Origin of the sequence: Rhizobium grahamii, assembly GCF_009498215.1 — a bacterium.
GTDB lineage: Bacteria > Pseudomonadota > Alphaproteobacteria > Rhizobiales > Rhizobiaceae > Rhizobium > Rhizobium grahamii_A.
The window spans coordinates 1,413,685-1,437,034 of record NZ_CP043498.1; the positions used below are offsets into that span (position 1 = coordinate 1,413,685).

General features: G+C 60.3%; 24 protein-coding genes and 1 pseudogene. 16 read left to right on the top strand and 9 right to left on the bottom strand.

Annotated features, from left to right (window positions below):
• The first annotated feature begins 5 nt into the window (after positions 1-5).
• From FZ934_RS07045 to FZ934_RS07065, 5 genes are all read left to right on the top strand, one after another.
• Positions 6-476, top strand: coding sequence for a peroxiredoxin (locus tag FZ934_RS07045; protein ID WP_113363530.1), 471 nt, complete (start codon positions 6-8; stop codon positions 474-476).
• Positions 476-1,300, top strand: a complete 825-nt coding sequence (locus FZ934_RS07050; RefSeq protein WP_153270481.1) for a ferritin-like domain-containing protein — start codon at positions 476-478, stop codon at positions 1,298-1,300. Before FZ934_RS07045 ends, FZ934_RS07050 begins: the two co-directional genes overlap by 1 nt.
• Before the next feature lie 96 nt (positions 1,301-1,396).
• Positions 1,397-2,701 (top strand): M23 family metallopeptidase, encoded by a 1,305-nt coding sequence (locus FZ934_RS07055; RefSeq protein WP_153270482.1) that lies wholly within the window; start codon positions 1,397-1,399, stop codon positions 2,699-2,701.
• Between the two features lie 157 nt (positions 2,702-2,858).
• Positions 2,859-4,355: a DEAD/DEAH box helicase gene (locus FZ934_RS07060; protein WP_153270483.1), complete on the top strand. Its 1,497-nt coding sequence runs from the start codon at positions 2,859-2,861 to the stop codon at positions 4,353-4,355.
• Positions 4,356-4,361: 6 nt separating this feature from the next.
• On the top strand, positions 4,362-4,784 hold the full coding sequence (locus FZ934_RS07065; RefSeq protein ID WP_153270484.1) for an NUDIX domain-containing protein: 423 nt from the start codon (positions 4,362-4,364) through the stop codon (positions 4,782-4,784).
• 10 nt (positions 4,785-4,794) lie between these two features.
• Here the strand turns inward: FZ934_RS07065 and FZ934_RS07070 are convergent, their stop codons facing one another.
• From FZ934_RS07070 to FZ934_RS07095, 6 genes are read right to left on the bottom strand one after another with little or no spacing between them, the layout of a single operon-like run.
• Positions 4,795-5,112 (bottom strand): TfoX/Sxy family protein, encoded by a 318-nt coding sequence (locus FZ934_RS07070; protein ID WP_153270485.1) that lies wholly within the window; start codon positions 5,110-5,112, stop codon positions 4,795-4,797.
• A gap of 3 nt (positions 5,113-5,115) precedes the next feature.
• Entirely contained in the window at positions 5,116-6,750 is a 1,635-nt protein-coding gene (locus FZ934_RS07075; RefSeq protein ID WP_153270486.1) for an NTP transferase domain-containing protein, read from the bottom strand.
• On the bottom strand, positions 6,747-7,766 hold the full coding sequence (locus FZ934_RS07080) for an XdhC family protein (protein WP_153270487.1): 1,020 nt from the start codon (positions 7,764-7,766) through the stop codon (positions 6,747-6,749). The genes FZ934_RS07075 and FZ934_RS07080 overlap by 4 nt, the downstream gene beginning before the upstream one ends.
• The gene (locus FZ934_RS07085) at positions 7,763-9,022 is read right to left on the bottom strand and encodes a vWA domain-containing protein (protein ID WP_153270488.1); all 1,260 of its coding nucleotides are present in this window, start codon (positions 9,020-9,022) and stop codon (positions 7,763-7,765) included. Before FZ934_RS07085 ends, FZ934_RS07080 begins: the two co-directional genes overlap by 4 nt.
• 2 nt (positions 9,023-9,024) lie before the next feature.
• Positions 9,025-9,945, bottom strand: coding sequence for an AAA family ATPase (locus FZ934_RS07090; RefSeq protein WP_153270489.1), 921 nt, complete (start codon positions 9,943-9,945; stop codon positions 9,025-9,027).
• Positions 9,946-9,966: 21 nt separating this feature from the next.
• A complete protein-coding gene (locus FZ934_RS07095) occupies positions 9,967-10,461 on the bottom strand; it encodes a flavin reductase (RefSeq protein ID WP_113363520.1) in 495 nt (164 codons plus the stop codon).
• 173 nt (positions 10,462-10,634) lie between these two features.
• On the opposite strand from FZ934_RS07095, the gene FZ934_RS07100 reads away from it, so the two are divergent.
• From FZ934_RS07100 to purB, 4 genes are all read left to right on the top strand, one after another.
• Positions 10,635-11,717, top strand: a complete 1,083-nt coding sequence (locus tag FZ934_RS07100; protein WP_153270490.1) for a branched-chain amino acid ABC transporter substrate-binding protein — start codon at positions 10,635-10,637, stop codon at positions 11,715-11,717.
• A 36-nt stretch (positions 11,718-11,753) separates the two neighbouring features.
• Complete coding sequence (gene rpe / locus FZ934_RS07105) at positions 11,754-12,431, top strand: ribulose-phosphate 3-epimerase (protein ID WP_113363518.1); 678 nt, start codon at positions 11,754-11,756, stop codon at positions 12,429-12,431.
• Positions 12,428-12,937, top strand: coding sequence for a hypothetical protein (locus FZ934_RS07110; protein ID WP_432443614.1), 510 nt, complete (start codon positions 12,428-12,430; stop codon positions 12,935-12,937). Before rpe ends, FZ934_RS07110 begins: the two co-directional genes overlap by 4 nt.
• Before the next feature lie 62 nt (positions 12,938-12,999).
• Positions 13,000-14,307, top strand: coding sequence for an adenylosuccinate lyase (gene purB / locus FZ934_RS07115; RefSeq protein ID WP_153270492.1), 1,308 nt, complete (start codon positions 13,000-13,002; stop codon positions 14,305-14,307).
• Positions 14,308-14,315: 8 nt separating this feature from the next.
• On the opposite strand, the gene FZ934_RS07120 is transcribed toward purB, so the two are convergent.
• Complete coding sequence (locus tag FZ934_RS07120) at positions 14,316-14,768, bottom strand: low affinity iron permease family protein (RefSeq protein WP_153270493.1); 453 nt, start codon at positions 14,766-14,768, stop codon at positions 14,316-14,318.
• 72 nt (positions 14,769-14,840) lie between these two features.
• A complete protein-coding gene (locus tag FZ934_RS07125) occupies positions 14,841-15,644 on the bottom strand; it encodes a DUF2189 domain-containing protein (protein ID WP_153270494.1) in 804 nt (267 codons plus the stop codon).
• 156 nt (positions 15,645-15,800) lie between these two features.
• Here FZ934_RS07125 and FZ934_RS07130 point away from each other — a divergent pair.
• From FZ934_RS07130 to FZ934_RS07155, 6 genes and pseudogenes are all read left to right on the top strand, one after another.
• A pseudogene (locus FZ934_RS07130) lies at positions 15,801-16,351 on the top strand (RBBP9/YdeN family alpha/beta hydrolase).
• Positions 16,352-16,695: 344 nt separating this feature from the next.
• Positions 16,696-18,984, top strand: coding sequence for a putative bifunctional diguanylate cyclase/phosphodiesterase (locus FZ934_RS07135; protein WP_153270495.1), 2,289 nt, complete (start codon positions 16,696-16,698; stop codon positions 18,982-18,984).
• A 227-nt stretch (positions 18,985-19,211) separates the two neighbouring features.
• Complete coding sequence (gene purC / locus FZ934_RS07140; protein WP_056814257.1) at positions 19,212-19,976, top strand: phosphoribosylaminoimidazolesuccinocarboxamide synthase; 765 nt, start codon at positions 19,212-19,214, stop codon at positions 19,974-19,976.
• Between the two features lie 32 nt (positions 19,977-20,008).
• On the top strand, positions 20,009-20,251 hold the full coding sequence (gene purS, locus FZ934_RS07145) for a phosphoribosylformylglycinamidine synthase subunit PurS (RefSeq protein WP_113363511.1): 243 nt from the start codon (positions 20,009-20,011) through the stop codon (positions 20,249-20,251).
• Positions 20,252-20,404: 153 nt separating this feature from the next.
• Positions 20,405-21,076: a phosphoribosylformylglycinamidine synthase subunit PurQ gene (gene purQ / locus FZ934_RS07150; protein ID WP_153270496.1), complete on the top strand. Its 672-nt coding sequence runs from the start codon at positions 20,405-20,407 to the stop codon at positions 21,074-21,076.
• A 49-nt stretch (positions 21,077-21,125) separates the two neighbouring features.
• On the top strand, positions 21,126-21,524 hold the full coding sequence (locus FZ934_RS07155; protein ID WP_153270497.1) for a hypothetical protein: 399 nt from the start codon (positions 21,126-21,128) through the stop codon (positions 21,522-21,524).
• Here the strand turns inward: FZ934_RS07155 and FZ934_RS07160 are convergent, their stop codons facing one another.
• Positions 21,525-21,752 carry a DUF1127 domain-containing protein gene (locus tag FZ934_RS07160; RefSeq protein WP_153270498.1) on the bottom strand — a complete coding sequence of 76 codons (228 nt, stop codon included), beginning with the start codon at positions 21,750-21,752 and terminating at the stop codon, positions 21,525-21,527.
• A 79-nt stretch (positions 21,753-21,831) separates the two neighbouring features.
• On the opposite strand from FZ934_RS07160, the gene FZ934_RS07165 reads away from it, so the two are divergent.
• Complete coding sequence (locus FZ934_RS07165; protein ID WP_153270499.1) at positions 21,832-23,250, top strand: PLP-dependent aminotransferase family protein; 1,419 nt, start codon at positions 21,832-21,834, stop codon at positions 23,248-23,250.
• The last annotated feature ends 100 nt before the right edge of the window (positions 23,251-23,350 follow it).

Sequence of the window (23,350 nt, forward strand, 5' to 3'; positions counted from 1 at the left end):
CCCCCATGGCGGATCTCGGCATCGGCTCCACTGCTCCCGACTTCGATCTTCCCAGAGACGGTGGTGGCCGTGTCAAACTGGTCGATTTCAGCGGCAAGCCCTTGGTCCTTTTCTTCTATCCGAAAGATGACACCTCGGGCTGCACAGCCGAATCGATCGCCTTCACGGCGCTGGCGCCGGAGTTTGAAAAGGCCGGCATCGCAGTCCTCGGCATGTCACCCGACTCGGTGAAATGCCATGATCGCTTCATCAAGAAGCACAGCCTCTCCGTGGTCCTGGCTTCCGATGAGGAACGGACGACGCTCGAAGCCTACGGCGTCTGGAAGCAGAAGAGCATGTATGGCCGCAGCTACATGGGTGTGGAGCGCACGACCTTTCTCATCCGTCCGGACGGAACGATCCAGACGATATGGCAGAAGGTCAAGGTGCCCGGCCATGCCGAAGCTGTTCTGGTTGCAGCACAGAATCTCCGCTAATGACGCACTCACATGTACCGTCGCTTCGTGGCGGCGCGATCCTGGCTATTCGCTCCACCGATCTCGATGAAAAAACCGCTTTGGCTCAGGAAGCAGCCGTCCGCTGGCACGACCGCAAGCTCTCGCTTCGGTCGCCGCTGGACGGTCCGCTTCCGGATCGACCGGGCAGGCCCGAAAGGCCGGAACTGGTTCCTCCGACGCAAGTCGAGAAGCGGTCGCTCCATACCGTCAAGGGACGGATCGCCCTCCTGCATTCGATCGCTCACATCGAACTGAATGCCGTCGATCTTGCTCTTGATATCGTTGCAAGGTTTGCCACGGAACCTGTACCGAACTCCTTCTTCGACGGCTGGATGCAGGTCGCCTACGAAGAGGCAAAGCATTTCCGGCTCGTACGGCAGCGCCTTCGCGATCTCGGCGCCGACTATGGCGATCTGCCCGCGCATGACGGCCTCTGGCAGGCCGCCCACACGACAAAGAACGATCTGACCGCACGCCTCGCCGTTGTCCCGCTCATCCTGGAAGCACGCGGGCTCGACGTGACGCCCTCTCTGCAGGCAAAGATGCGCGAGACAGGCGACCTCGAAAGCGCAGCCGTTCTCGACGTCATCTACAACGATGAAAAGGGCCATGTTGCAATCGGCGCGAAATGGTTCCGGTTCCTCTGCGCGCGCGAAAAACGCGATCCGGCCAGGACATTTCACGAACTCGTCCGCAGCAATTTCCGAGGCCCTCTTAAACCGCCTTTCAACGATCTTGCTCGCGCCGAGGCTGGTCTGACACCATCCTTCTATCGCTCGCTGACGTCGACAAGTCGTGGCTGACCAACCGGCCTTAGCGGCGACCAATAAGCATTTTGTTAACCTTAACAGTGTGTAATCACGGCAATTGAGGCAAGGTCTTCAATTGGGAGATTCTCCGTGACGCACGCACAGCAGAGCCACGTATTCGGCAAGAGAAAACAGGAACATATCCTGATCCTGGCCAGTGGCGATCGAGTGCGTCACCTGACCGTACGGCCTTGGATGGCGGCTCTCGCTGTCTGTTTCGTCGGCCTCTTCTCGATCGGCTATCTCATAGCGACATCCTATCTGGTGCTACGCGACGACCTGATCGGCGCAACGATGGCGCGCCAGGCCCGTATGCAGCACGATTACGAGGACAGGATTGCCGCACTTCGCGCCCAAGTCGACCGCGTGACATCGCGCCAGTTGCTCGACCAACAGGTCGTCGAAGACAAGGTCGACAAGCTGATGGAACAGCAGATGGCGTTGACGTCGCGCCACGGCAAGCTCGGTGCGCTCCTCGATCGCGCCGCAAATTCCGGTCTCGACGAGAAGGAGCAGACCGCCGTTCCCGCTGTTTCTGATGCGAAGGACAAGGGTGCGGCGCTGAGCGGCGGCATGCAGGCAATCGAGAGCCAGCTGGTCGGCAATACGGAACCGACCGACGCCACCCCTGAGAACACCACTCTTGCCTATGTGCCCGCTCGCGAGACGACCGGCGACCGCGCCGACCGGGTTTTCTCGAAGGTAACCCTCGCTCTCAAGGGCATTGAGCAGCGCCAGCGCGATCGGGTTGAGCAACTGACTGCCGATGCCGGCGACAGCGCCGATGCCATATCGCGTGTCCTCGCCCGGTTCCGCATAGCCGTTCCGGCCGAGAGCGCCTCGGCCAAGCAACAGGACCAGAGCGCTGTCGGTGGCCCCTACATCGCGCCTGAAAGCGCTGACGATTTCGACAATTCGCTGACACAACTCGACAGCGCCCTGACGCGGCTCGAGACCGTGCGCAGCACCGCGGAATCCCTTCCCTTTCAAAATCCCGCAATCGGCAAGGAAATTACCAGCCCGTTCGGCAACCGCCGCGACCCGTTTCTCGGCCAGCTTGCGCTGCATTCCGGTATCGATTTTCGCTTTGCACCCGGCGAGCGCATACGTCCGACCGCTCCCGGCAAGGTGATTGCCGCCGGCTGGACAGGCGGTTATGGCAACATGGTCGAGGTCGACCACGGGAATGGTATCTCGACCCGCTATGGCCATATGTCCGAGATACTGGTAAAGGTCGGAGATACCGTCGGACGGCGTGATGTCATCGGATTGGCGGGAAGTACGGGGCGCTCGACGGGCACGCATCTTCACTACGAAGTACGTCAGGATGGACGCGCTATCGATCCGATCTACTTCATGAATGCAGGCACGAAACTCGCCTCCTACATGAAATAGCGTCTTTTACTAACCGCGCCTTTACCTCTGCAGCGGTTGCAAACCGCGTATTCCTTGACTTCTCGGCTGTTTAGGACTATTCGGCGCTGCATTGCGGCACGCAATCACGCCGACTCAACCCGAGTCCGGCCGAACCGGAACGGAAACAGTTTTCCCTTTGACGACATTTGCTGATCTTGGCTTGAGCCAAAAAGTGCTTTCCGCTGTTACTGATGCGGGCTACACGACGCCAACTCCTATTCAGGCTGGCGCGATCCCGTTTGCCCTTCAGCGCCGCGATATTTGCGGCATTGCACAGACCGGAACGGGAAAGACAGCCTCGTTCGTTCTTCCCATGCTGTCGCTGTTGGAAAAGGGACGAGCACGCGCTCGCATGCCGCGCACGCTGATCCTAGAGCCGACCCGCGAGCTTGCTGCCCAGGTGGCGGAAAACTTCGAGAAGTATGGCAAGAACCACCGTCTCAACGTTGCGTTGCTGATCGGTGGCGTCTCCTTCGAGGACCAGGATCGCAAGCTTGAGCGCGGTGCGGACGTCCTGATCTGCACGCCCGGTCGTCTGCTCGATCATTTCGAGCGCGGCAAGCTGCTGATGAGTGGCGTGGAAATTCTCGTCATCGACGAAGCCGACCGCATGCTCGACATGGGCTTCATCCCGGACATCGAGCGCATCGCCAAGCTGATCCCCTTCACGCGCCAGACGCTGTTCTTCTCGGCCACCATGCCGCCGGAGATCCAGAAGCTGGCCGACCGTTTCCTGCAGAACCCGGAACGCGTCGAAGTCGCCAAGCCCGCCTCGGCATCCAAGACCATCACGCAGCGCTTCGTCGCGGCCCATGGCAAGGATTACGAAAAGCGTTCGACGCTGCGCGATCTCATCCGTTCTCAGGAAGAACTGAAGAACGCCATCATCTTCTGCAACCGCAAGAAGGACGTCGCCGATCTGTTCCGCTCGCTGGAACGCCACGGCTTCTCCGTCGGCGCGCTGCATGGCGACATGGACCAGCGTTCGCGCACGACCATGCTCCAGAATTTCCGCGACGGTCAGCTCCAGCTTCTGGTTGCCTCCGACGTCGCGGCTCGTGGTCTCGACATCCCGGATGTCAGCCACGTCTTCAATTTCGATGTGCCCATCCACGCGGATGACTACGTGCATCGCATCGGCCGTACCGGCCGCGCAGGCCGTGCAGGCGCTGCTTTTACCATCGTCACCAGCCGCGACCAGAAGTTCACCGACGCGATTGAAAAGCTGATCGGTGAAAAGATCGAATGGCACAATGGCGATCTCTCCGCTCTGCCCCCGGCAGAACCCAGCCGTGACGACGATCGTTCGCGCCGCAAGGGTCGCGATCGCGATAAGGACCGTGGCCGCAGCAAGCGCCATCAGGGTCATAAATCTGATATCGGCGTCGACGATAATGGCGCAGAGACGATTGAAGCAGCACCAGCACCAGTAAGGGCCGAAAGCGTGAAGCAAGAGCGCAAAGCAGACAACAACAAGACGCACAACAACGCACGCAATAGCCGGCCTTATCCTGCCAACGACGACAACCGCGAGCGCCGCCGTTATCGCGATCACGACGATGGTCCGACACCGATTGGCTTCGGCGATGAAATTCCTGCATTCATGCTGATCACGGCCAACGCCAAGGCTTGATTGACCATGGGTCAGCCTGGCATCGATTTTCCGGGCCTCGGTGTAGGCCTGGTCATCTTGCGTGACCGCAAGATCCTGCTTTATCGTCGGATTCGAGCACCCGAGGCCGGGCATTGGAGCATTGTCGGCGGCAAGGTCGATCATATGGAGCCGGCAGCACGGGCCGCCCGGCGCGAAGCCGAGGAAGAGACGGGGCTATCAATCGGCCGGGTCGACCTTCTGGGGCCGGCCGAAGTCCTGACCGAGGCTGACGGTCATCACTGGATTTCCCTTCTCTACATCGCATCCGAGTTCGAGGGCGAGCCGCAACTGACGGAGCCGGACAAGCTTTCCGCTTTCGGCTGGTTCTCGCGGGCCGACCTTCCCCAGCCCCTGTCCGCTTTTGCGGAGGCGGCGATCGCGCACCTCGACATGGCTATTTTCGAGTAAGTCGATTTAGTTAGCCGGCTCGCAGTGCGGCCTCGTAAGCAAGCCGCACCCAGCGCGCCATCAGATCCGGATCATCGAAAGCGTCGTCCGGTATGGACCAATACGGCATCTTGACCGGCGTGCCCTTCTTTCCTTCGTAGACCCATTGGGAGGCGCCGGCTTCGGCAAACTCCGCGCTGCTCACCTCATCCGCCTTCAGCAGCATCTCGCCTCTCAGCTCAATGGCGATGATGCGGCCCAGATGGTAAATCCCTTTACCGCCAAACATCCGTTTGATGGTGACCGGCCCGAGCCCCTGAAACATCTCTTCGATCGCTGCTGCGTCCATTGCCTATTCCTTCAGAGTGCCGCCCGCGGCGACCACGGCTTCCGGCGTATCGACATCGAGATGCGCACCATCTCCAATCTCGACATCAATGACGGGAAGCCCAGAGCTTTCAATAATATGTCGCGCACCTATGTCACCTTCGAGGTGCAGGACCGCATCCCGCAGCGCGCGCGGCAAGATAACCGGATTGCCGCGCTTGCCACGGCTTACCGCCCTGACGATCGCATGTCCCCCGGAGCGGCGAAAAGCCGTGATGAGGAGATCCATGTCACCCGACGATACGCCTGGCATATCAGCCAGCAGAACCAGAACGCCATCGGCTCGCATTGCCTCCGATGAGGCAAATCCGGCTCCAAGCGAGGAGGCCATTCCGGAAGCAAAGTCCGGATTTTGAACGAGGGCCACATCGAGCCCGTCTAGTTTCGCCTCTATTTCGTCCCGTCGATGTCCCGTCACCACGCTGACGGAGGCAGCACCGCTTTCGAGCGCGGCGAGCGCGCAACGCCGCACGAGGGGCACCCCCTCGAACTCCGCAAGCAGCTTGTGTGGGCCGCCCTCGCCCATGCGCCGCGCGCGCCCGGCCGCCAGTACAACGGCAGCAACGGTGGTCTCCTTGACATCGGCGACCTGCGGTTCCCGCAATTGCGGGCGCGAACGAATCTCCATCAACAGACCTCCCACACCCATGCCGCTGATATCGAGCGCCGTGATCGGCTCCCCGGCGAGAATGCGATTGAGCACCCAGTCGAAACCATTCTCTTTTGGGCTCCGCGCGCAACCTGGTGCCCCGACAACCGGGATATTCCCGACGCGGCCGAGCACAAGAAGATTGCCGGGATCGACGGGCATCCCGACCTGAATCACCTCGCCGCCGGCAAGACGTATCGCCTCGGGGATGACATCGTGAGCGTCGATAACCGCAGAAGCGCCGAAGACCACGATCATCCTGGGGCCGGCAGCGGCTCGCGATGCCGCGTTCCGGATCGCATCCGCCACCGCGTCCGCCCGATGTGCCACCCGGTCCTCGCCAATCAAGCGGCTACCCGACGGCGCAAGGCGTTGCGCGAGTATCCGGGCAGTCTTGTCCATCACAGCAGGCTTCAGCGACGGAAGCTCTGTTGCGACCAGTCGCACGGCATGCGCCTCGAACGGCTTGACCTCGAAGGCGGTCGACGCCCGCAGGATGGCGCAAGCTTCATCGACCTTCTCACCGGGAACTGCGAGAGGAATGATCTTGAATGTCGCCACCATGTCGACTGTTCGCACCGGCACATGGTCGTTCAGGCATGCAAGCGTAATGCCCGGATCAACTCTATTGACGCGATCGACGACATCTCTATCGACCACGAAAAGCCCTTCTACGGAGGAGTAGACATTCACCCGCCCTGTCGCCGCTTCCGAAAAGGAGAGATGATCCGGCTCTATCGCCTCGGCCAGCTTTCGTGCAGCGACATCCTCACTGAGGTCGCCGTCTTCAAGCCGCGCGGCGATCACCGATCCGACTCCCGCTGCGTGAAGCCTCTCTATATCCTCGCTGGTCAGCAGATGCCCCTTCGGAAAGCTCTGGCCAGCAAATCTCACGGAATGCGCAAGCACTACGCCTTCGGCATCTCCTGTCGCAAACTCGCCGAACTTCATTGCTGGACGCTATCCCTTGCCACTATTTCCCGTGTCCTCAGCGACTGAATGACATCGGCCAGGATCGCCACGGCGATCTCCGCCGGGTTGGATGCGCCGATATTGAGCCCGATCGGCGCATGGATCCCGGCAAGCACCGCGTCATCGAAGCCCTCGGCCCGAAGCCGCTCAAGCCGCGAGGCATGCGTCTTGCGGCTGCCAAGCGCCCCGACATAGAGGCAACCCGCTCTCAAGGCCTCGGCAATCGCGAAGTCATCGATCTTCGGATCGTGCGTTACCGCGACCAGTGCGGTGTACCGATCAAGAGGTCGTTCCTTGAGTACATCGATTGGCCAGTCGGCGACAAGTTCGACGTCCGGGAAACGATCCGGCGTGGCAAACGCGGTCCGTGGATCGATGATCCTGATATCGAAGCCGGCAAGTTTTGCCATCGGCGCAAGCACCTGGCTGATATGGACCGCGCCAATGACGACAATCTCGGGAGGCGGCAGATAAACGTTGAGAAAGAAGGACTTGCCTTCAACCTCGACCAGCGCGGATTTCCCGGATCGAAACGCTCCGTCCAGAGTTGCACGAAGCGCCGGCGCTATTTCTTGTCCTTCTGCGGCGATGAAGGCCTTGCCGTCGTCGAGCGACGTTATCAGCGCCACGGCCTCGCGCCGGTCGCGACAGTCGTTCAGCCGCTCGATATCGAAACTCAAGCTCTCAAGATAGACGCGGATCCGCCCCCCGCAGGACAGTCCGACCCGCCACGCAGTTTCATCGGCAACCCCGAACTCCAGGGTCTTTGCCGCTCTGTCGGCAATTACATCCAGCGCTTCGGCGATGACCGCACCTTCGACGCAGCCTCCCGATACCGATCCCTCGAAGTTCCCTTCACCGTCAATCACCAGATGGCTACCGACAGGCCGCGGGGCCGATCCCCATGTCTCAATAACCGTTGCGATCGCAACATCGCGCCCGACCTTCTTCCAGGCCTCCGCGACTGCCAATGGGTGCAATAGACCTTCGCTCATGGCTGGCCCTTCATTCGAACGAGAAATCGCCGCGGATCGTAGGTAGCCGACCGGCTCTCGCCAAGGGCCGTCGCGAGGTCGGCCAGCGACGAAAGATTGTGAACCGGCCGGAATTCGTCGACATGCGGAAGCATGGCTTTCACCCCCCGCGCGCGCGGCTCGAAACCGTCGAAACGAAGCAAAGGATTGAGCCAGATCAGCCGTCGACAGGATCGATGCAGCCTATCCATCTCCGCCGCGAGAAGCTCCGTCCCCTCCCGCTCCAGACCATCGGTAATCAGCAGGACGACCGCGCCCTGCCCGAGCACGCGCCGCGCCCAGAGCCGGTTGAACTCCTTCAACGTCTCGCCGATGCGCGTCCCGCCAGACCAATCCCTGACGGCGGCCGCGCATTCGTCCATCGCCTCGTCGGGATCCTTGTGACGCATCTGGCGCGTGACATTCGTCAATCGCGTCCCGAACAGAAACGTATGCACCCTCCGCCGCTTCTCGCTCAGAACATGCATGAAATGCAAAAAGATCCGCGTGTACTGGCTCATCGAGCCGGAGATATCCGCAAGCACAACCAGTGGCGGCTGGATCTCCCTGATCTCCCGGTATCGCGGCAGGATCAGCGCGCCGCCGCTGCGCAGGCTCGCGCGCATCGTGGCGCGAGGGTCGACATGCGCATGCATATGCGACGGTCGGAACCGTCGTGTCCGGACACGATCATCGGGCAAGGTCAGCTTGCCGAGCGCCTTCTTCGCCGCGGCGATCTCGATCACAGACATCTGCGCAAAGTCCATTCTTCTGAAGACTTCGCTGCCCGACATCGTGAACCTGGCATCGATTTCTACATCGGGATCCTCACGCGGAGGTCGGTTATCGGGCCGCTCTCCAAGCAAGGCATCGCTGGCGCGACTTTCTCCCGGCCGCGCCTTCTCCTTCTGCTGCGGCATCGCCCGTGGCGACATCATCGCGATCATCTTCTCGACGAGATCGCGAGACCGCCAGAACAGCCGAAAAGCCTCGTCGAAGACGGCCTTGTCCTCATGCCGCTTCACGAAAACGGCAAAGAGTGCGGAATGGAATTCCTCTCGGGAACCGATACCAATCGCGTCGACAGCCTCGATCGCATCCGCAATGGCACCCGGGCCGATCTTCAGCCCCGCCTTGCGCAAGATCCGACCGAAAAGAACGATATTATCAGCGAAGCGACCGCCAGCCACAGGCGGCGGAGACTTCACAATACGCTCCCGCTGGTCGGATCCCTGCATTGCTATCCTGCTGCCTGCATCTCGCGACTTACCTCTTCGAGCACCTTCGTCCCTTCGCCGCCGGTTATCCGGGCGATATCGTCCTGATATTTGAGGAGCGTGCCAAGGGTGTCCGAAATTGTCTCGGGATCAAGTGCCAGCCGGTCAAGCTCGGTCAGGGCCGTTGCCCAATCGATGGTCTCCGCGACACCAGGATTCTTGAAGAGATCGAGTGTCCGCAGCTTCTGAACATAGGCGACGATCTGCTCCGAGAGCGCCGCATTGCACCCCGGAACCTTCCGCCTGATGATCTCCAACTCCTGCGCGGCCGCAGGATAGTCGACCCAATGGTAGAGACAACGACGCTTCAGCGCGTCGTGAACTTCACGCGTGCGGTTGGTCGTGATGATGACGATCGGCGGCTCGGTTGCCTTGATCGTCCCCAGTTCCGGGATAGTGACCTGGAAATCCGATAGCACCTCCAAGAGGAAGGCTTCGAAGGCCTCGTCTGTCCGATCGAGTTCGTCGATGAGGAAGACCGGCGCCTTTCCACCGACAGACGACAACGCCTGCAGAACAGGTCGTCTGATCAGATAACGCTCCGAAAAGATGTCGGATTCGATGCGGCTTCTGTCGGTCGTTCCAGAGGCCTCTGCAAGACGGATTTCCAGCATCTGCGCCGGGTAGTTCCATTCATACACCGCGGACGCGATGTCGAGCCCTTCGTAGCATTGCAACCGGATGAGTGGCCGGTCCAGAGCGCTTGCAAGGACCTTGGCGATCTCGGTCTTGCCGACACCCGCCTCTCCCTCGAAGAAGAGCGGACGCTTCATCTTGAGCGCAAGGAAGATAACGGTCGCGAGCGCTCGCCCGGCGAGATAGTTCTGATCGCCCAGCAAGCTGATCGTATCGTCGATAGACGATGGCAGTAGCGGATCCGGCATACGCACTCCCTTTTAGGGAAGTTATAGCGCGTGATAGTCCCGGTTCATATAGAGCAAAGCCGGCTTTTGTTCATCGAACCTGACGGCCAGTACTTCACCGAAGATGATGTGATGGGTCGTCATCTCCTTTATCTCGGTCACCCGGCAATCGAACGCCGCCAGCGCGTCGCTCAATACGGGGGCGCCTGTCGCCAGCGTGACGAATTTGCCCGTTGCGAACCGCTCCTCGTTGGTGAGTTGCGTGCGGCCGGAAAAGGCATCGGCGAGTGCCTGATGATGAGCGCCAAGCGTATTCAACGCGAAAATGCCGCTGCTGAAGAAAATCTCGTTCTTCGGGTTGCTGTTGTTCAGGCACACCAGAACGGTCGCCGGATTGTCCGAGACGGAGCATGCGGCCGTAATCGTAACGCCTCGGCTTTGGTCACCTGCGGCTGTGGTAACGAGCTGCACATGTCCGCCAAAACGGCTCATTGCGTCTCGGTAAAGGCGGGGATCGATCGGTTGCTTGTTCAACAAATGCATTCTCCATCCGGCAGCGCCGGCCTATATCTGCCCCTGCTACTATGACGACGATCCGTTACCTTTTCTACAAACATCAAGCGAAAAGCTGACAAATCGTGCGTTTTTCTTTGACGATTGGACGGGGACGGATAAAAGAACATGAAAAAGGTCAGGGGCGTATAAGTTTTATGAATATCTTGCGTGGCTTAGGATTTCTCGCGCTGCTGCTTATCGCGGCCGGGGAAAGCCATGCGGCAGGTCTCACGATCGGCGTCGTCGCACCGCAAGAAGGCAATTTCGCCAATCTTGGCGCCCAGATTTTCGCCGGCGCCGAGGGCAAAATCCGGCAGAACGGCGACACCATCGTTCGCGTCCCGGAAAACTGCGAGGAGAACAGCGGCGGCTCCGTCGCCGATGCGCTGATCGCCGCCAAGGTGCAGGTCGTCGTTGGCTTTCTCTGCTCCGAGACGCTGGAAGGCGCGCTTCCCAAGCTGAAGGATGCGAACATACCGGCGATATCGGTCTCGGTACGGTCGCGCATTCTCATGGAAGATGCGCTGAAGAATGGTTGGCCGTTCTACCGCCTGGCACCGAGCGACCGCGCCGAGGCCGCCAAGATCATCGAGGTCATCCTGCGCGACTGGTCCGCGGAGCCGATCGCGCTGATCGAGGATGGCACGATCCACGGTCGCGAGCTTACCGAAGCGGTTCGCAACGCCCTGGAAGAAAAGGGCCTCAAACCGGTCTTCACCGACACCTACCGTCCCGGCCAGGAGCAGCAGATCGGGCTCGTGCGCCGACTGAAAAGAGCCGGCGCCACCAAGGTTTTCGTCGGCGGCGATCGAGCTGATATCGCCATACTCGCCCGCGATGCCGCAGCCGAAAAGATCCCGTTGACGCTGATGGGCGGAGACGCCATGCGGGCCGCCGATCAGCCGTTGCCGCTTGCCGACGGCGTTCTCGCCGTTACGCTGCCGGAATACGCTGCGCGCCCAGAGGCCGCCTCTGTGGTGGAGGCGCTGCGCGCGGCCGGTGCCGAACCGGAGGGCTATACCCTGCCCGCCTATGCGGCAACCGAAGTTGCCATCAAGGCTGCGCAGGACGCAGGTGGCGATGAGCGCCCGATCGCCCAGCACCTCGGCGGCATGCCATTCGATACCGTCATCGGACCGGTTTCCTTCGACGCCGGCCACGAGTTGACCGACAATCCCTATCAGCTTCAGCAGTGGCGTCGCGGCAGCTTTGTCGCCGCTTCTCCACCGGCTGAATGACGCTGCCCGGCGACAGGGCACCAATGGAGAGACGACATGACCAAGCCCATCCGAATTGCCCCTTCCGTACTTGCAGCGGATTTCGCAAAACTCGGCCAGGAAGTCCGTGATGTAACCGCGGCCGGCGCCGACTGGATCCATCTTGATGTCATGGACGGACACTTCGTCCCGAATATCTCTTTCGGACCTGACGTAATCAAATCGTTGCGCTCCTACACGGACGCGACGTTCGATTGCCATTTGATGATCGCTCCGGTCGATCCTTATCTCGAGGCCTTTGCCAAGGCCGGTTGCGATCGGATCACCGTGCATGCCGAGGCCGGTCCCCACCTCCATCGATCGCTGCAGACGATCCGTCACCTCGGCAAGAAGGTCGGCGTGACACTCAATCCCGCAACGCCTCTGTCGGTGATAGAGAACGTCCTCGACGATATCGACCTCATTCTCATCATGTCGGTAAACCCGGGCTTCGGCGGCCAGAAGTTCATTCCGGCAATGACCGACAAGATCGCGGCCGCAAAGTCGCTGATCGGTGACAGACCGATCGATCTCGAGGTGGATGGCGGCGTAACGATCGAGACGGCAGCGATGATCGGTCAGGCAGGTGCGGATGTGCTCGTCGCCGGCTCGGCGATCTTCAAGGGAGGGTCGGTCGAGGCCTACAAGGCAGCGATTTCAGGCCTTCGAGACGCCGCATCGGGACGACAGGCCTGAGCGAGGATGCCAAACCTCTGCCGGGACGACTGAGGGCGGCGCTGCCGCCCTATTCCGACCTGCTGATCGGTGCCATTCTCTGGGCGTGCCAGATGCTGCTGTCGGCCGGCCTCGCGCTCTACATCCGCAACAGACTTGAGACGAGCCACAGCGCCGAACTCGCGGCGCTCTATTTTTTCGGAGCGCTCCTGGCTTGGCCGCTCGCGCTTCCCTGCGCCCGGTTCATTGCCTATCGGCGGCGCATCGAAACGCGCTTCGCGGCATTTTTCCTGGCTCTTGCGGCTTTTACGATCCTATTGACGGCCTTTCTGTTCGCGATGGACTATCGCGCGTTCTATTCCCAATGGCATGCACCGTTCGGCAGCGTGACCTGGGCTTTCCAGTTCGTATTCACCGGCGCCAGCGCGGTCTACCAGTTTTCGGTCCTGGGCCTGCGGCTGTTCATGCCCCTCGGCCTGCTTTGCCTGTTCGGCACGAGTTTCATCCTTGCCAAACGCATGCGTTGAGATTGCCGCCCGTCTTTGCTACAGGGGCGCCAGCATTCCATTAGAACGAAAGCAGGAAGCCCATGATCCCGCGCTATTCCAGACCAGAAATGGTCGCCATCTGGTCGCCCGAAACCAAGTTTCGCATCTGGTTCGAGATCGAGGCCTATGCCTGCGATGCGCTTGCAGAGATCGGTGTCATCCCGAAATCAGCTGCTGCGACCATTTGGGAAAAGGGCGGCGCTGCCCAGTTCGACGTCGCGCGCATTGATGAAATCGAAGCCGTCACCAAGCATGACGTCATCGCCTTCCTGACGCATCTGGCCGAATTCGTCGGCCCCGACAGCCGCTTCATTCACCAGGGCATGACCTCGTCCGACGTGCTCGACACGACGCTGAACATCCAGCTCGTGCGCGCCGCCGATCTCCTGCTCGCCGATCTCGACCGCGTCCTCGCGGCGCTGAAGAAGCGCGCATTCGAACACAAGGACACGGTGCGTATCGGCCGCAGCCACGGCATCCACGCCGAGCCGACGACGATGGGCCTGACCTTCGCCCGGTTCTACGCCGAGATGGAACGCAACCGCACCCGCCTCGTCAACGCCCGCGCCGAAATCGCGACCGGCGCAATCTCCGGTGCCGTCGGCACCTTCGCCAACATCGACCCGTCGGTCGAGGAACATGTCTGTGCCAAGCTCGGCCTCATCCCTGAGCCGGTTTCCACGCAGGTCATCCCGCGCGACCGTCACGCCATGTTCTTCGCGACGCTCGGCGTCATCGCCTCGTCGATCGAAAACGTCGCGATCGAAATCCGCCACATGCAGCGCACCGAGGTTCTGGAAGCCGAGGAGTTCTTCTCGCCCGGCCAGAAGGGTTCGTCGGCCATGCCGCACAAGCGCAACCCGGTGCTCACCGAAAACCTGACCGGCCTCGCCCGCCTCGTGCGCATGTCGGTCACGCCGGCGCTGGAAAACGTCGCCCTGTGGCACGAGCGCGATATCTCGCACTCGTCAGTCGAGCGCGCCATCGGCCCCGACACCACGATCACGCTCGACTTCGCGCTGAACCGGCTGGCCGGCGTCATCGAGAAGCTGGTGATCTATCCCGAAAACATGCTTGCCAACATGAACAAGTTCCGCGGCCTCATCATGAGCCAGCGCGTCCTTCTGGCGCTGACCCAGGCCGGCGTGTCGCGCGAGGACAGCTATCGCCTGGTGCAGCGCAATGCCATGAAGGTTTGGGAACAGGGCAAGGATTTCCTTGAGGAGTTGCTGGCTGACACGGAAGTCCGTGCAGCACTGTCCGAAGAGGAAATTCGCGAAAAATTCGACCTCGGCTACCACACGAAACACGTCGACACGATTTTCCGTCGGGTGTTCGGCAACGCCTGACGAAACGATCAGGACGGCGCCTTCTCGGGCGCCGTTTTTCTTTTCTGCTTGATCTTCCTCGGCGACGTCTGTTGCTGCTCCGCACTCTCCTCGATTTCAGCCCTGCGGCCCTTCGCAGCCTTGGCCACGATCCGGTCGAGATGCTTCAAGTCTTCTTCATCTAGATGCTCGATACCGATGAAGCGGTTCTCCGCGTGACTGGTCAGGATGAGTTCGTCGAGCTTTGCCTGTATGGCCCGGGTATCTCGGCTCTGTGCATTCTGAAGAACGAAAACCATCAGGAACGTCACGATCGTCGTGCCGGTATTGATGACCAGCTGCCACGTTTCCGAAAAATCGAAGAGCGGCCCGGTAACGGCCCAGGACACCACTAGAGCGACAGCCAGCACGAATGTCAGAGGCTTGCCGGTCCACTCGGATGCGGCAGTCGCAAAGCGAGCGAAGATATGCTTGGCAGCCATGAATGCCTCCCTCAAAGCCTGCTGAAAGCAAACTCCGAAAGAGGCTGTCAGTTCCATACCATCAGGCGCTATTCAAACGATCGGCGGTGCGATCAATTTCCTGTAGAGATGCCACGTTGCGTGACCGAGAATCGGGATCACCAGGGCAAGGCCGATAAAGACGGGTATCGTCCCGACGACCAGCAAGGCTGCCACGATCAGTCCCCAGCAAAAGACAGGCACGGGATTCATCAGCGTTGCGCGCACTGATGCTTCCATCGCCGCCACCAGACCGACATCGCGATCAAGCAACATCGGGAATGTCACGACCGTCGTTGCCAGAACGATGACGGCAAAGCCTAATCCAAGCAAATTGCCCCAGAGGATCAACTGCGTCCCCTCGGGTGTCCCGAATACCTGAGACGTGAACGTCGAGATCGAACGCGGGAAGACATCCCCGAACACGTTCGAATAGAGGGTCTGAGCAGCAACCAGCCATACGATGAAGAAGGCGAACAACATCAGACCGCCGGCGATGATCGACGGGAATGCCGGAGAATGCGTCACATCGAGCGCTCGGCGCCAGGACGTATCCATGCCTGCTTCTCGCCGCCGGCTAATCTCATAGAGACCAATGGCTGCGATCGGCCCGATCAGGGCAAAGCCGGAAATGAGCGGGAAGATCATGGGCAGAAGATTGGCGCTCGATGTCGCAAGCGCGAGAAAGACACCCGCAATCGGATACATCAGACATAGAAACACGTAATGCGAGGGCTTTTCGCGAAAGTCGTCAAAACCCTGCCGAAGCGCATCAAACACATCTGCGACGCTGATTTTATTGACCACCGGACGCGTATAGCTATCGGTTGCGCCGGACATGACATGAAATGCCGTCATGGCTTTCTCCTCCTCAGCCAAGCTTGGCCGGCAAGCTCGCAGATCGGCGAAAGCCGATACGACAAATGCAACCGGCCTGTCGACGATAACAAAAAACGGCCCGGTTGTCCCGCTTTCCCTTGACATTGCCGTGCCGTCTTCTCACATCGGCGCACTATGAAAGCTTCAGACGCCGATATCCTCATCATCCCCGGTTATACAAATTCCGGCCCCGACCACTGGCAAAGCCGCTGGAGGCGAAACTCAGCACCGCCCGCCGTGTCGAACAGGCGGAGTGGTCGAAGCCTGTCCGCGAGGATTGGGTCAAAAGAATTGCCGAGGAAGTCAATCAGTCGACGCGACCGGTTGTTCTCGTCGCGCACTCCCTCGGGATTCCGTCGGTCATCCACGCCATTCCGCATTTCACCCAGAAGGTTGCGGGCGCGTTCTTCGTAGCCCCGCCAGATGTCGCCAATCCCGGCATCCGTCCCAAGCATCTGATGACGTTCGGCCCATACCCAAGGGATCCATTGCCCTTCCCGACGATTACCGTCGCCAGCCGCAACGATCCTTTCGGCAGTTACGAACATGCCGACGACATTGCCGCCAGCTGGGGATCTCTGCTGATCGACGCGGGTGAATCAGGGCACATCAACAGTGATTCCGGCCATGGCCCATGGCCGGAAGGCACGATGGTCTTCGCGCAATTTCTCAGCCGCTTGAAATAGGCGCCCAAAGCGCCGTCTTGCCGTGCCGCCCGCTTGGCGGCACGGATCAGATGCGACGGTCTAATCGCCCTCGCCGCGGATAAGGACCACGCTGGCAAGTCCGATAAGAACGATGCACTGCATGATGTACATGGGCCAATCCTGAGCCATGGGGTGATCCTCCTTCGGCATGGATGTAGGGCGGTGCCGACAAATTTGGCCCCCTTCCGCCAATCCGGCGCCAAAAAATATGCTCCACTACGCGCCCCGATCGCAGAAAGCTGAGCGGATTCCGTTAATTTTAAGAGCTATTTAATTTAGGCAAACGAAAATCCGCTTCGCCAGCCGAGCGAGTATAGCCCTTGATGCAGAATAAACCGGACCCCGCGGTCGGTCCATCAGACAACGCCCGAGATGTTTCGCCATCTGCTGACGGCAGCAGAAGCGAAGCCGAACTGGTCGAGCGTGAAAGTCGTTGGAACTTCGCACTTGTGGGTTCAGGGCTCGGCGTCTGGGATCACAATCTCAAACATGGGACGCGCTACTACTCCGAGACGTGGAAAACCATGCGCGGCATGGCCCCGGATGAAGAGGCCGATGGCGACTTTGAATCCTGGCTCTCACTCATCCATCCCGACGACCGCGATTTTGTCGTAAAGGCAATCGACCACCAGAACGCCGGCGACCCCGACTATCAGGTCTTCGAGTATCGCGAACGTCATCGGGACGGCCGATGGATCTGGATCGAATGCCGCGGCGCCTGCGTGGAGTGGAACGAGGACGGAAGCCCCGCCAGACTGGTCGGCACCGATTACGACATCACGGCACGCAAGGAAGCCGAAGAGCACCTCGCGCATATGTCGCGCCGCCTCGACCTCGCTCTCGACATTTCCAGCATCGGCGTGTTTGAAGCCGATATCGAGGCCGGCACCGTGGAGTGGGATTCCCGCCTGATGGCGATCTACGGGATACACATCGGCTCGCCGAAGGTCGCGAACGATGTATGGACGGACGCATTGCACCCCGATGACCGGGAGCGCGTTCTTACCACGATCAACGACAGCGTTGCACAGAACCGAAGCTTCCAGCACGAGTTCCGGATCATCCGGGGCGACGGCGTAGAGCGGGTCATTCGCGCCAAGGGCGGTTTCTTTCTCGATGGCACAGGCCGCCGCAAGCTGATCGGCGCAAACTGGGATGTCACCGACGAGGTACTGCTGAACAGCGAACTGCAACGCGCCAAGACGCTGGCCGAAGCGCGCAACCAGGAACTCGAAGCCGCCAAGGAGAGCATCGAGCACCTGGCGCTTCATGACTACCTCACTGGACTGCCGAACCGCCGCTATCTCGACCGGATGCTCGACCAGTACGCGGCAAAGTGCATCAGCTCGGATCTGACGCTCGCCGTCCTGCATATCGACCTCGATCGCTTCAAGCAGATCAACGACACGCTGGGCCACCGCGCCGGCGACGCCATGCTCATGCACGCTGCCAAGGTCCTCAAGGCGAACGTCCGTGCCGACGACTTCGTGGCCCGTATCGGTGGCGATGAATTCGTCGTCCTCTGCACGATAGACGTAACGCCGAGAAAGATCGGAAACCTGGCGCAGCGGATCATTCACGAGCTCTGCCGCCCCATCCGGTATGAAAACCACGATTGCCGCTTCGGGGCGAGCATCGGGATTGCCACCGGCAGTGGTGAGGCTCTCGACGCCAAGCAACTGCTGCTCAACGCCGACATCGCCCTCTACCGCGCCAAAAGCGGCGGTCGAAACAGGCGTGAGTTCTTTTCGACCGACGCCCGCCGCCGCATCATCGCCAGCAAGCGCCTAGCGGACGACATCCTTCGCGGGCTCGAGCGCGGCGAATTCATTCCCTTCTACCAGCCGCAGTTCCACGCCCGCACGCTGAACATCGCCGGCGTTGAAACGCTTGCACGCTGGCAGCATCCGGAGTTCGGACTGCTCGCCCCAGACAAGTTCCTGGCGATCGCCGAAGACATCAATGTCGTCGCCGCGATTGACGGGCTTATTCTCGAGCAGGCCCTCGCTGACCGCCGGGAGTGGGCGGCTCAGGGCATCACCGTGCCGAAAATCGCCGTCAACGTCTCCTCGAAGCGCCTCGACGACCCCACTCTCGGCAAGAAACTGCGCGCTCTGAAGATCGAGCCCGGCACGGTCGCCTTCGAACTGCTGGAATCCATCTCCCTGGACGATTGCGACGCGGCCGTCACGGCAAACCTGAGGCAGCTTCGCAAGCTCGGCATCGACATCGAGATCGACGACTTCGGCACCGGCCACGCATCCATCGTCAGCCTGCTGAAGCTCAGCCCACGGACGCTGAAGATCGATCGCCAGCTGATCAAGATGCTGCCAAGCTCCTCCGAGCAGCGCAAGCTGGTCCGGTCGATCATCGACATCGGCCGCTCGCTCGATATCCTCGTCACAGCCGAAGGTGTCGAAACCAACGATCACGTGCGCATTCTCGGCGATCTCGGTTGCGATGTGCTGCAGGGATACGCGCTGGCAAGACCCATGCCGGCGCAGCAGATCCCTGCTTTCATCCGCTCCTCGAGCTGGCGAAACGCCGACACCGGCGCCCGCGCGCTGCAATCGACCCTTCAAGGCTCCATCGCTGCGAAGGGCGGGAAATAAAACCCTGTAAAACCGGACCGCCATGACGCCGTCATTTCGCTGCGGCTGAAAACGCTGTAAACTTAACGATGCAAGCTCTTCGATTCTCAGCATTACGCTGAACGAGCCGGAATCCGGGGAAGGAGTGACAGGCGGATTGTGAAACCCTCGCTTTTCCTTTAAGGGGACGCCACGAGATCGATCCACTCGCGCTATCCCAAGAGCGCCAACGACAGAGAACAATCGAAATGAACCGTCGCCGCCGTATTTACGAGGGCAAGGCCAAGATTCTGTATGAGGGCCCCGAACCGGGCACGCTGATCCAGTTCTTCAAAGACGATGCCACTGCCTTCAACAAGAAGAAGCACGAAGTTATCGATGGCAAAGGCGTTCTGAATAACCGTATTTCGGAATACATCTTCAGCCATCTGAACAAGATCGGCATCCCGACCCACTTCATCCGCCGCCTCAACATGCGCGAGCAGCTGATCAAGGAAGTGGAGATGATCCCGCTTGAGATCGTCGTCCGTAACGTTGCCGCCGGCTCGCTGGCGAAGCGCCTCGGCATCGAGGAAGGCGTGGTGCTGCCGCGCTCCATCATCGAGTTCTACTACAAGTCGGACTCGCTGGATGACCCGATGGTCTCCGAAGAGCACATCACGGCATTCGGCTGGGCCAATCCCGCCGAACTTGACGACATCATGGCGTTGGCCATCCGCGTCAATGACTTCATGACGGGCCTCTTTCTCGGCGTCGGCATTCAGCTGGTCGACTTCAAGATCGAATGCGGTCGCCTCTATGAAGGCGACATGATGCGGATCATCCTGGCCGACGAGATTTCTCCCGACTCCTGCCGCCTCTGGGACATCGAGACCCATGAGAAGATGGACAAGGATCGCTTCCGCCGTGACATGGGCGGTTTGCTCGAAGCCTATTCGGAAGTTGCCCGTCGTCTCGGCATCATCAACGAAAACGAGCCTGTGCGCGGCACCGGCCCGGTTCTCGTGAAGTAAACATTCGCTCAAGCAGGACAGGAAAGACAAAAGTGATCAAGGCTCGTGTAACCGTCACACTCAAGAACGGCGTTCTCGATCCGCAGGGCAAGGCGATCGAAGGCGCGCTCGGTGCGCTCGGCTTCGACGGCGTCGGCCATGTCCGTCAGGGCAAGGTCTTCGATGTCGAGCTCGAAGGCGCCGACAAGGCGAAGGCGGAAAGCGATCTCAAGGCGATGTGCGACAAGCTTCTCGCCAACACCGTGATCGAAAACTACACGATCTCTCTCGATTGATGCATTGAGCCGGCACATCCGAGCGGTTGTGCCGGACGCCCTGAATGGGCGGAGATGGAAGCAACCGCATATTCATGCTAATGCACATCCAGCGCCTCCCGATATAGCGAAAGCAGTCTCGTCTCCGAGAACAAGCAAGGTTTGAGCATACCGATGAAATCAGCCGTCGTTCAACTCCCGGGTCTCAATCGCGATCGCGACATGATCGCCGCTCTCACCAAGATCTCCGGTCACGCACCGGTGACGATCTGGCAGACGGAGACCGACATTCCGGACGTTGACCTGATCGTCATTCCGGGTGGCTTCTCCTATGGAGACTACCTGCGCTGTGGCGCCATCGCCGCTCGCATGCCTGTCATGCAGGCCATCATCGAAAAGGCCAACAAGGGCGTCAAGGTACTCGGCGTCTGCAACGGCTTCCAGATCCTGCTCGAAGCGGGCCTGCTGCCGGGCGCACTGATGCGCAACTCTTCGCTGAAGTTTGTCTGCCGCGAAATCAAGCTCGAAGTCGCCAACGCCGAGACGGAATTCACCCGCGCCTACGAAAAAGGCCAGGTCATCCGCTGCCCTGTAGCCCATCACGATGGCAACTATTTCGCAGATCCCGAGACCCTGGCGACGATCGAAGGCAACGGCCAGGTCGTGTTCCGTTATGCCGAAGGCACCAATCCGAACGGCTCCATCAACGACATCGCGGCGGTGATGAACAAGGGTGGCAACGTCCTCGGCATGATGCCGCATCCCGAAAACCTGATCGAAGCGGCGCACGGCGGCTCTGACGGACGTGGATTGTTCGCATCTGCCCTCAGCGTAATCGCCGCTTAACCTTCAGCCCTTAAGAGGGCCGTCTATCCGGTCCATTGGAGCAAGATCGATGCGCCCTCGCCTCGCGGTTAAATCTGTATTTTCCATTGCAGCCGCCGCGTTGCTTCTTGCTGCCTGCCAGTCGAAGGCGCCACCAAGCAGCCCAGATCGCAGCGCGCTTTCCACGATGGAGCGCGTCGCCGTCGGCGCAAATACCTGCTGGTTCAAATCCGGGGATCCTGCGTTTGCCGCCTATCGCCTCGCGCCGGAGCTGAACTCCTTCTCAGGGCGACCACGCATTCTCGTCGTACACAAGGGCAGCCCCGAGAGCCGCCCGCTGCTCGTCGTGCAGGCGGAAGGCAATCCGTCCAAGATGGATGCGTTCGGCCCGATGATGCAGACGCCGGTCTCCCCACGCATCGTTCACGATGTCACGCGCTGGGCGTCCGGCAACAAGTCCTGCAGCTGATCACTGATCCCAGAAGAATGACTTGCTGACTTCCTTGCGCGCTTCCGAGCGGGTGATGCCGATGTCGCGCAGTTCGTCGTCCGTCAGAAACGGCAAGACGCGCCGGCTTTCACGCTTGGCGTGCCAGTTTCCTATTGCGCGCAAGATTCGCCCAATCAGACTTTCCTGAACCGGCCGACGGATTGTACCTGTCTTTGCCAGCCTGCCGCTCACCGAAAATAGTGACATATTCGTCTCCGAGACGGATTGTACCTGCTGCGGTGATAGCCTTGACAACGAGAGGGTGACAATCTAGTAAATTGTCATCATGACAACTTGGCTCCCTGATATTTCTCGCGGCTCCGGCCCTGTCTATCTCCGTCTGGCGGACAGCATCGAGTCCGCGATTGCCAGCGGCACATTGCCTGCCGGCAGTAAGTTGCCGCCGCAGAGAAATCTTGCCTACGACATCGGCGTGACAATCGGCACAATCGGCCGGGCTTACGCACTTGTGCATGAAAGAGGCCTTGTTGCCGGGGAAGTCGGCCGTGGCACGTATGTGCTGGATCGGGCGGAAACCGCACCGGGCAATCAGCCGGACCCGCTGACCATTGCACTCGGCGGAACGAGGACAATCGAAGCGCCTGCAAACAAGATCCGCTTCGATACGACTGCCGCCCCTGATCTCGGACAGGGGAAGGTGATCGGCAAGATCCTTGCCGACGTCGGCGAAGACCATTTCACCGAGATATCCTCATATTCCCGCGTCTTCCCGGCAAACTGGTACGAGGCAGGAAGACGCTGGCTTGCGCGCAACGACTGGACGCCCGCGGCCGAAAACATCGTGCCGACGCTCGGCGCCCATGCCGCGGCCATCTCCGTCATCTCCGCCGTGTCATCACCCGGAGACAAGATCGTCTTCGAAAACCTGAGCTATACTCAGGTCAGCCGCAGCGCCCGCATCTTGGGGCGGCGCACGATCACCGTCGATTCCGACGAAAACGGCGTCCTCCCTGACGATTTCGAGCGGGTCTGCCAGCAGCAGCATCCGAAGCTGGCATTCCTGATGCCAACCGCCCATAACCCGACGCTTGCCACCATGCCCGCGGACAGGCGCGCAAGCATCGCCGAGATTGCACGCAGGCACGGCGTCTGGCTGATCGAGGATGATCTCTACGGCGGAATGACCGGCGACCAGAACCCGCTTCTTGCGTCGCTTGCTCCCGACAGGACGTTCCTGATCAGCGGCCTCTCAAAATCGGTCGCAGCTGGCATACGCGGAGGTTGGGTCGCCTGCCCGCCGCATTTCGCTCAGCGGATCAAGGTCACGCACAAGATGATTACCGGCGGCTTGCCGTTCATCCTGGCGGAAGTTGGCGCACGCCTCATCGAAAGCGGCAAGGCACACGAGATCCGTCAGGCATGCGTCGCGGAATTGAGTGCTCGCGAAAGCCTAGCACGCGAGATTCTCAGCGGCTTCGACTTCGTCTCGCATCCGCATGTACCATTCCTCTGGCTGAAGCTGCCGGATCCCTGGCTTTCCGGGACATTCAAGAACGCCGCATTCCGGGATGGTGTGCTCATCGACGATGAAGATGAGTTTAAAGCGGCACGCGTGGATAAAGTCTACCATCGCGTGCGTATTAGCTTCTCATCTCCCGCGGGTCGCGACGAAATGGTTGCAGGTTTTATGACATTGCGACGCCTGCTTGAAAGTGGCGGCGCGTCCTACGCAGGCGAGATCTGAAAATGTTGCAGATCAGCCGCACTCGTTAAAATCCGGCCTTTGGCCAGAGAACGTGCTTTACCGACTCGCGATCGATGCTACCACTTGCATAAGAATTGGG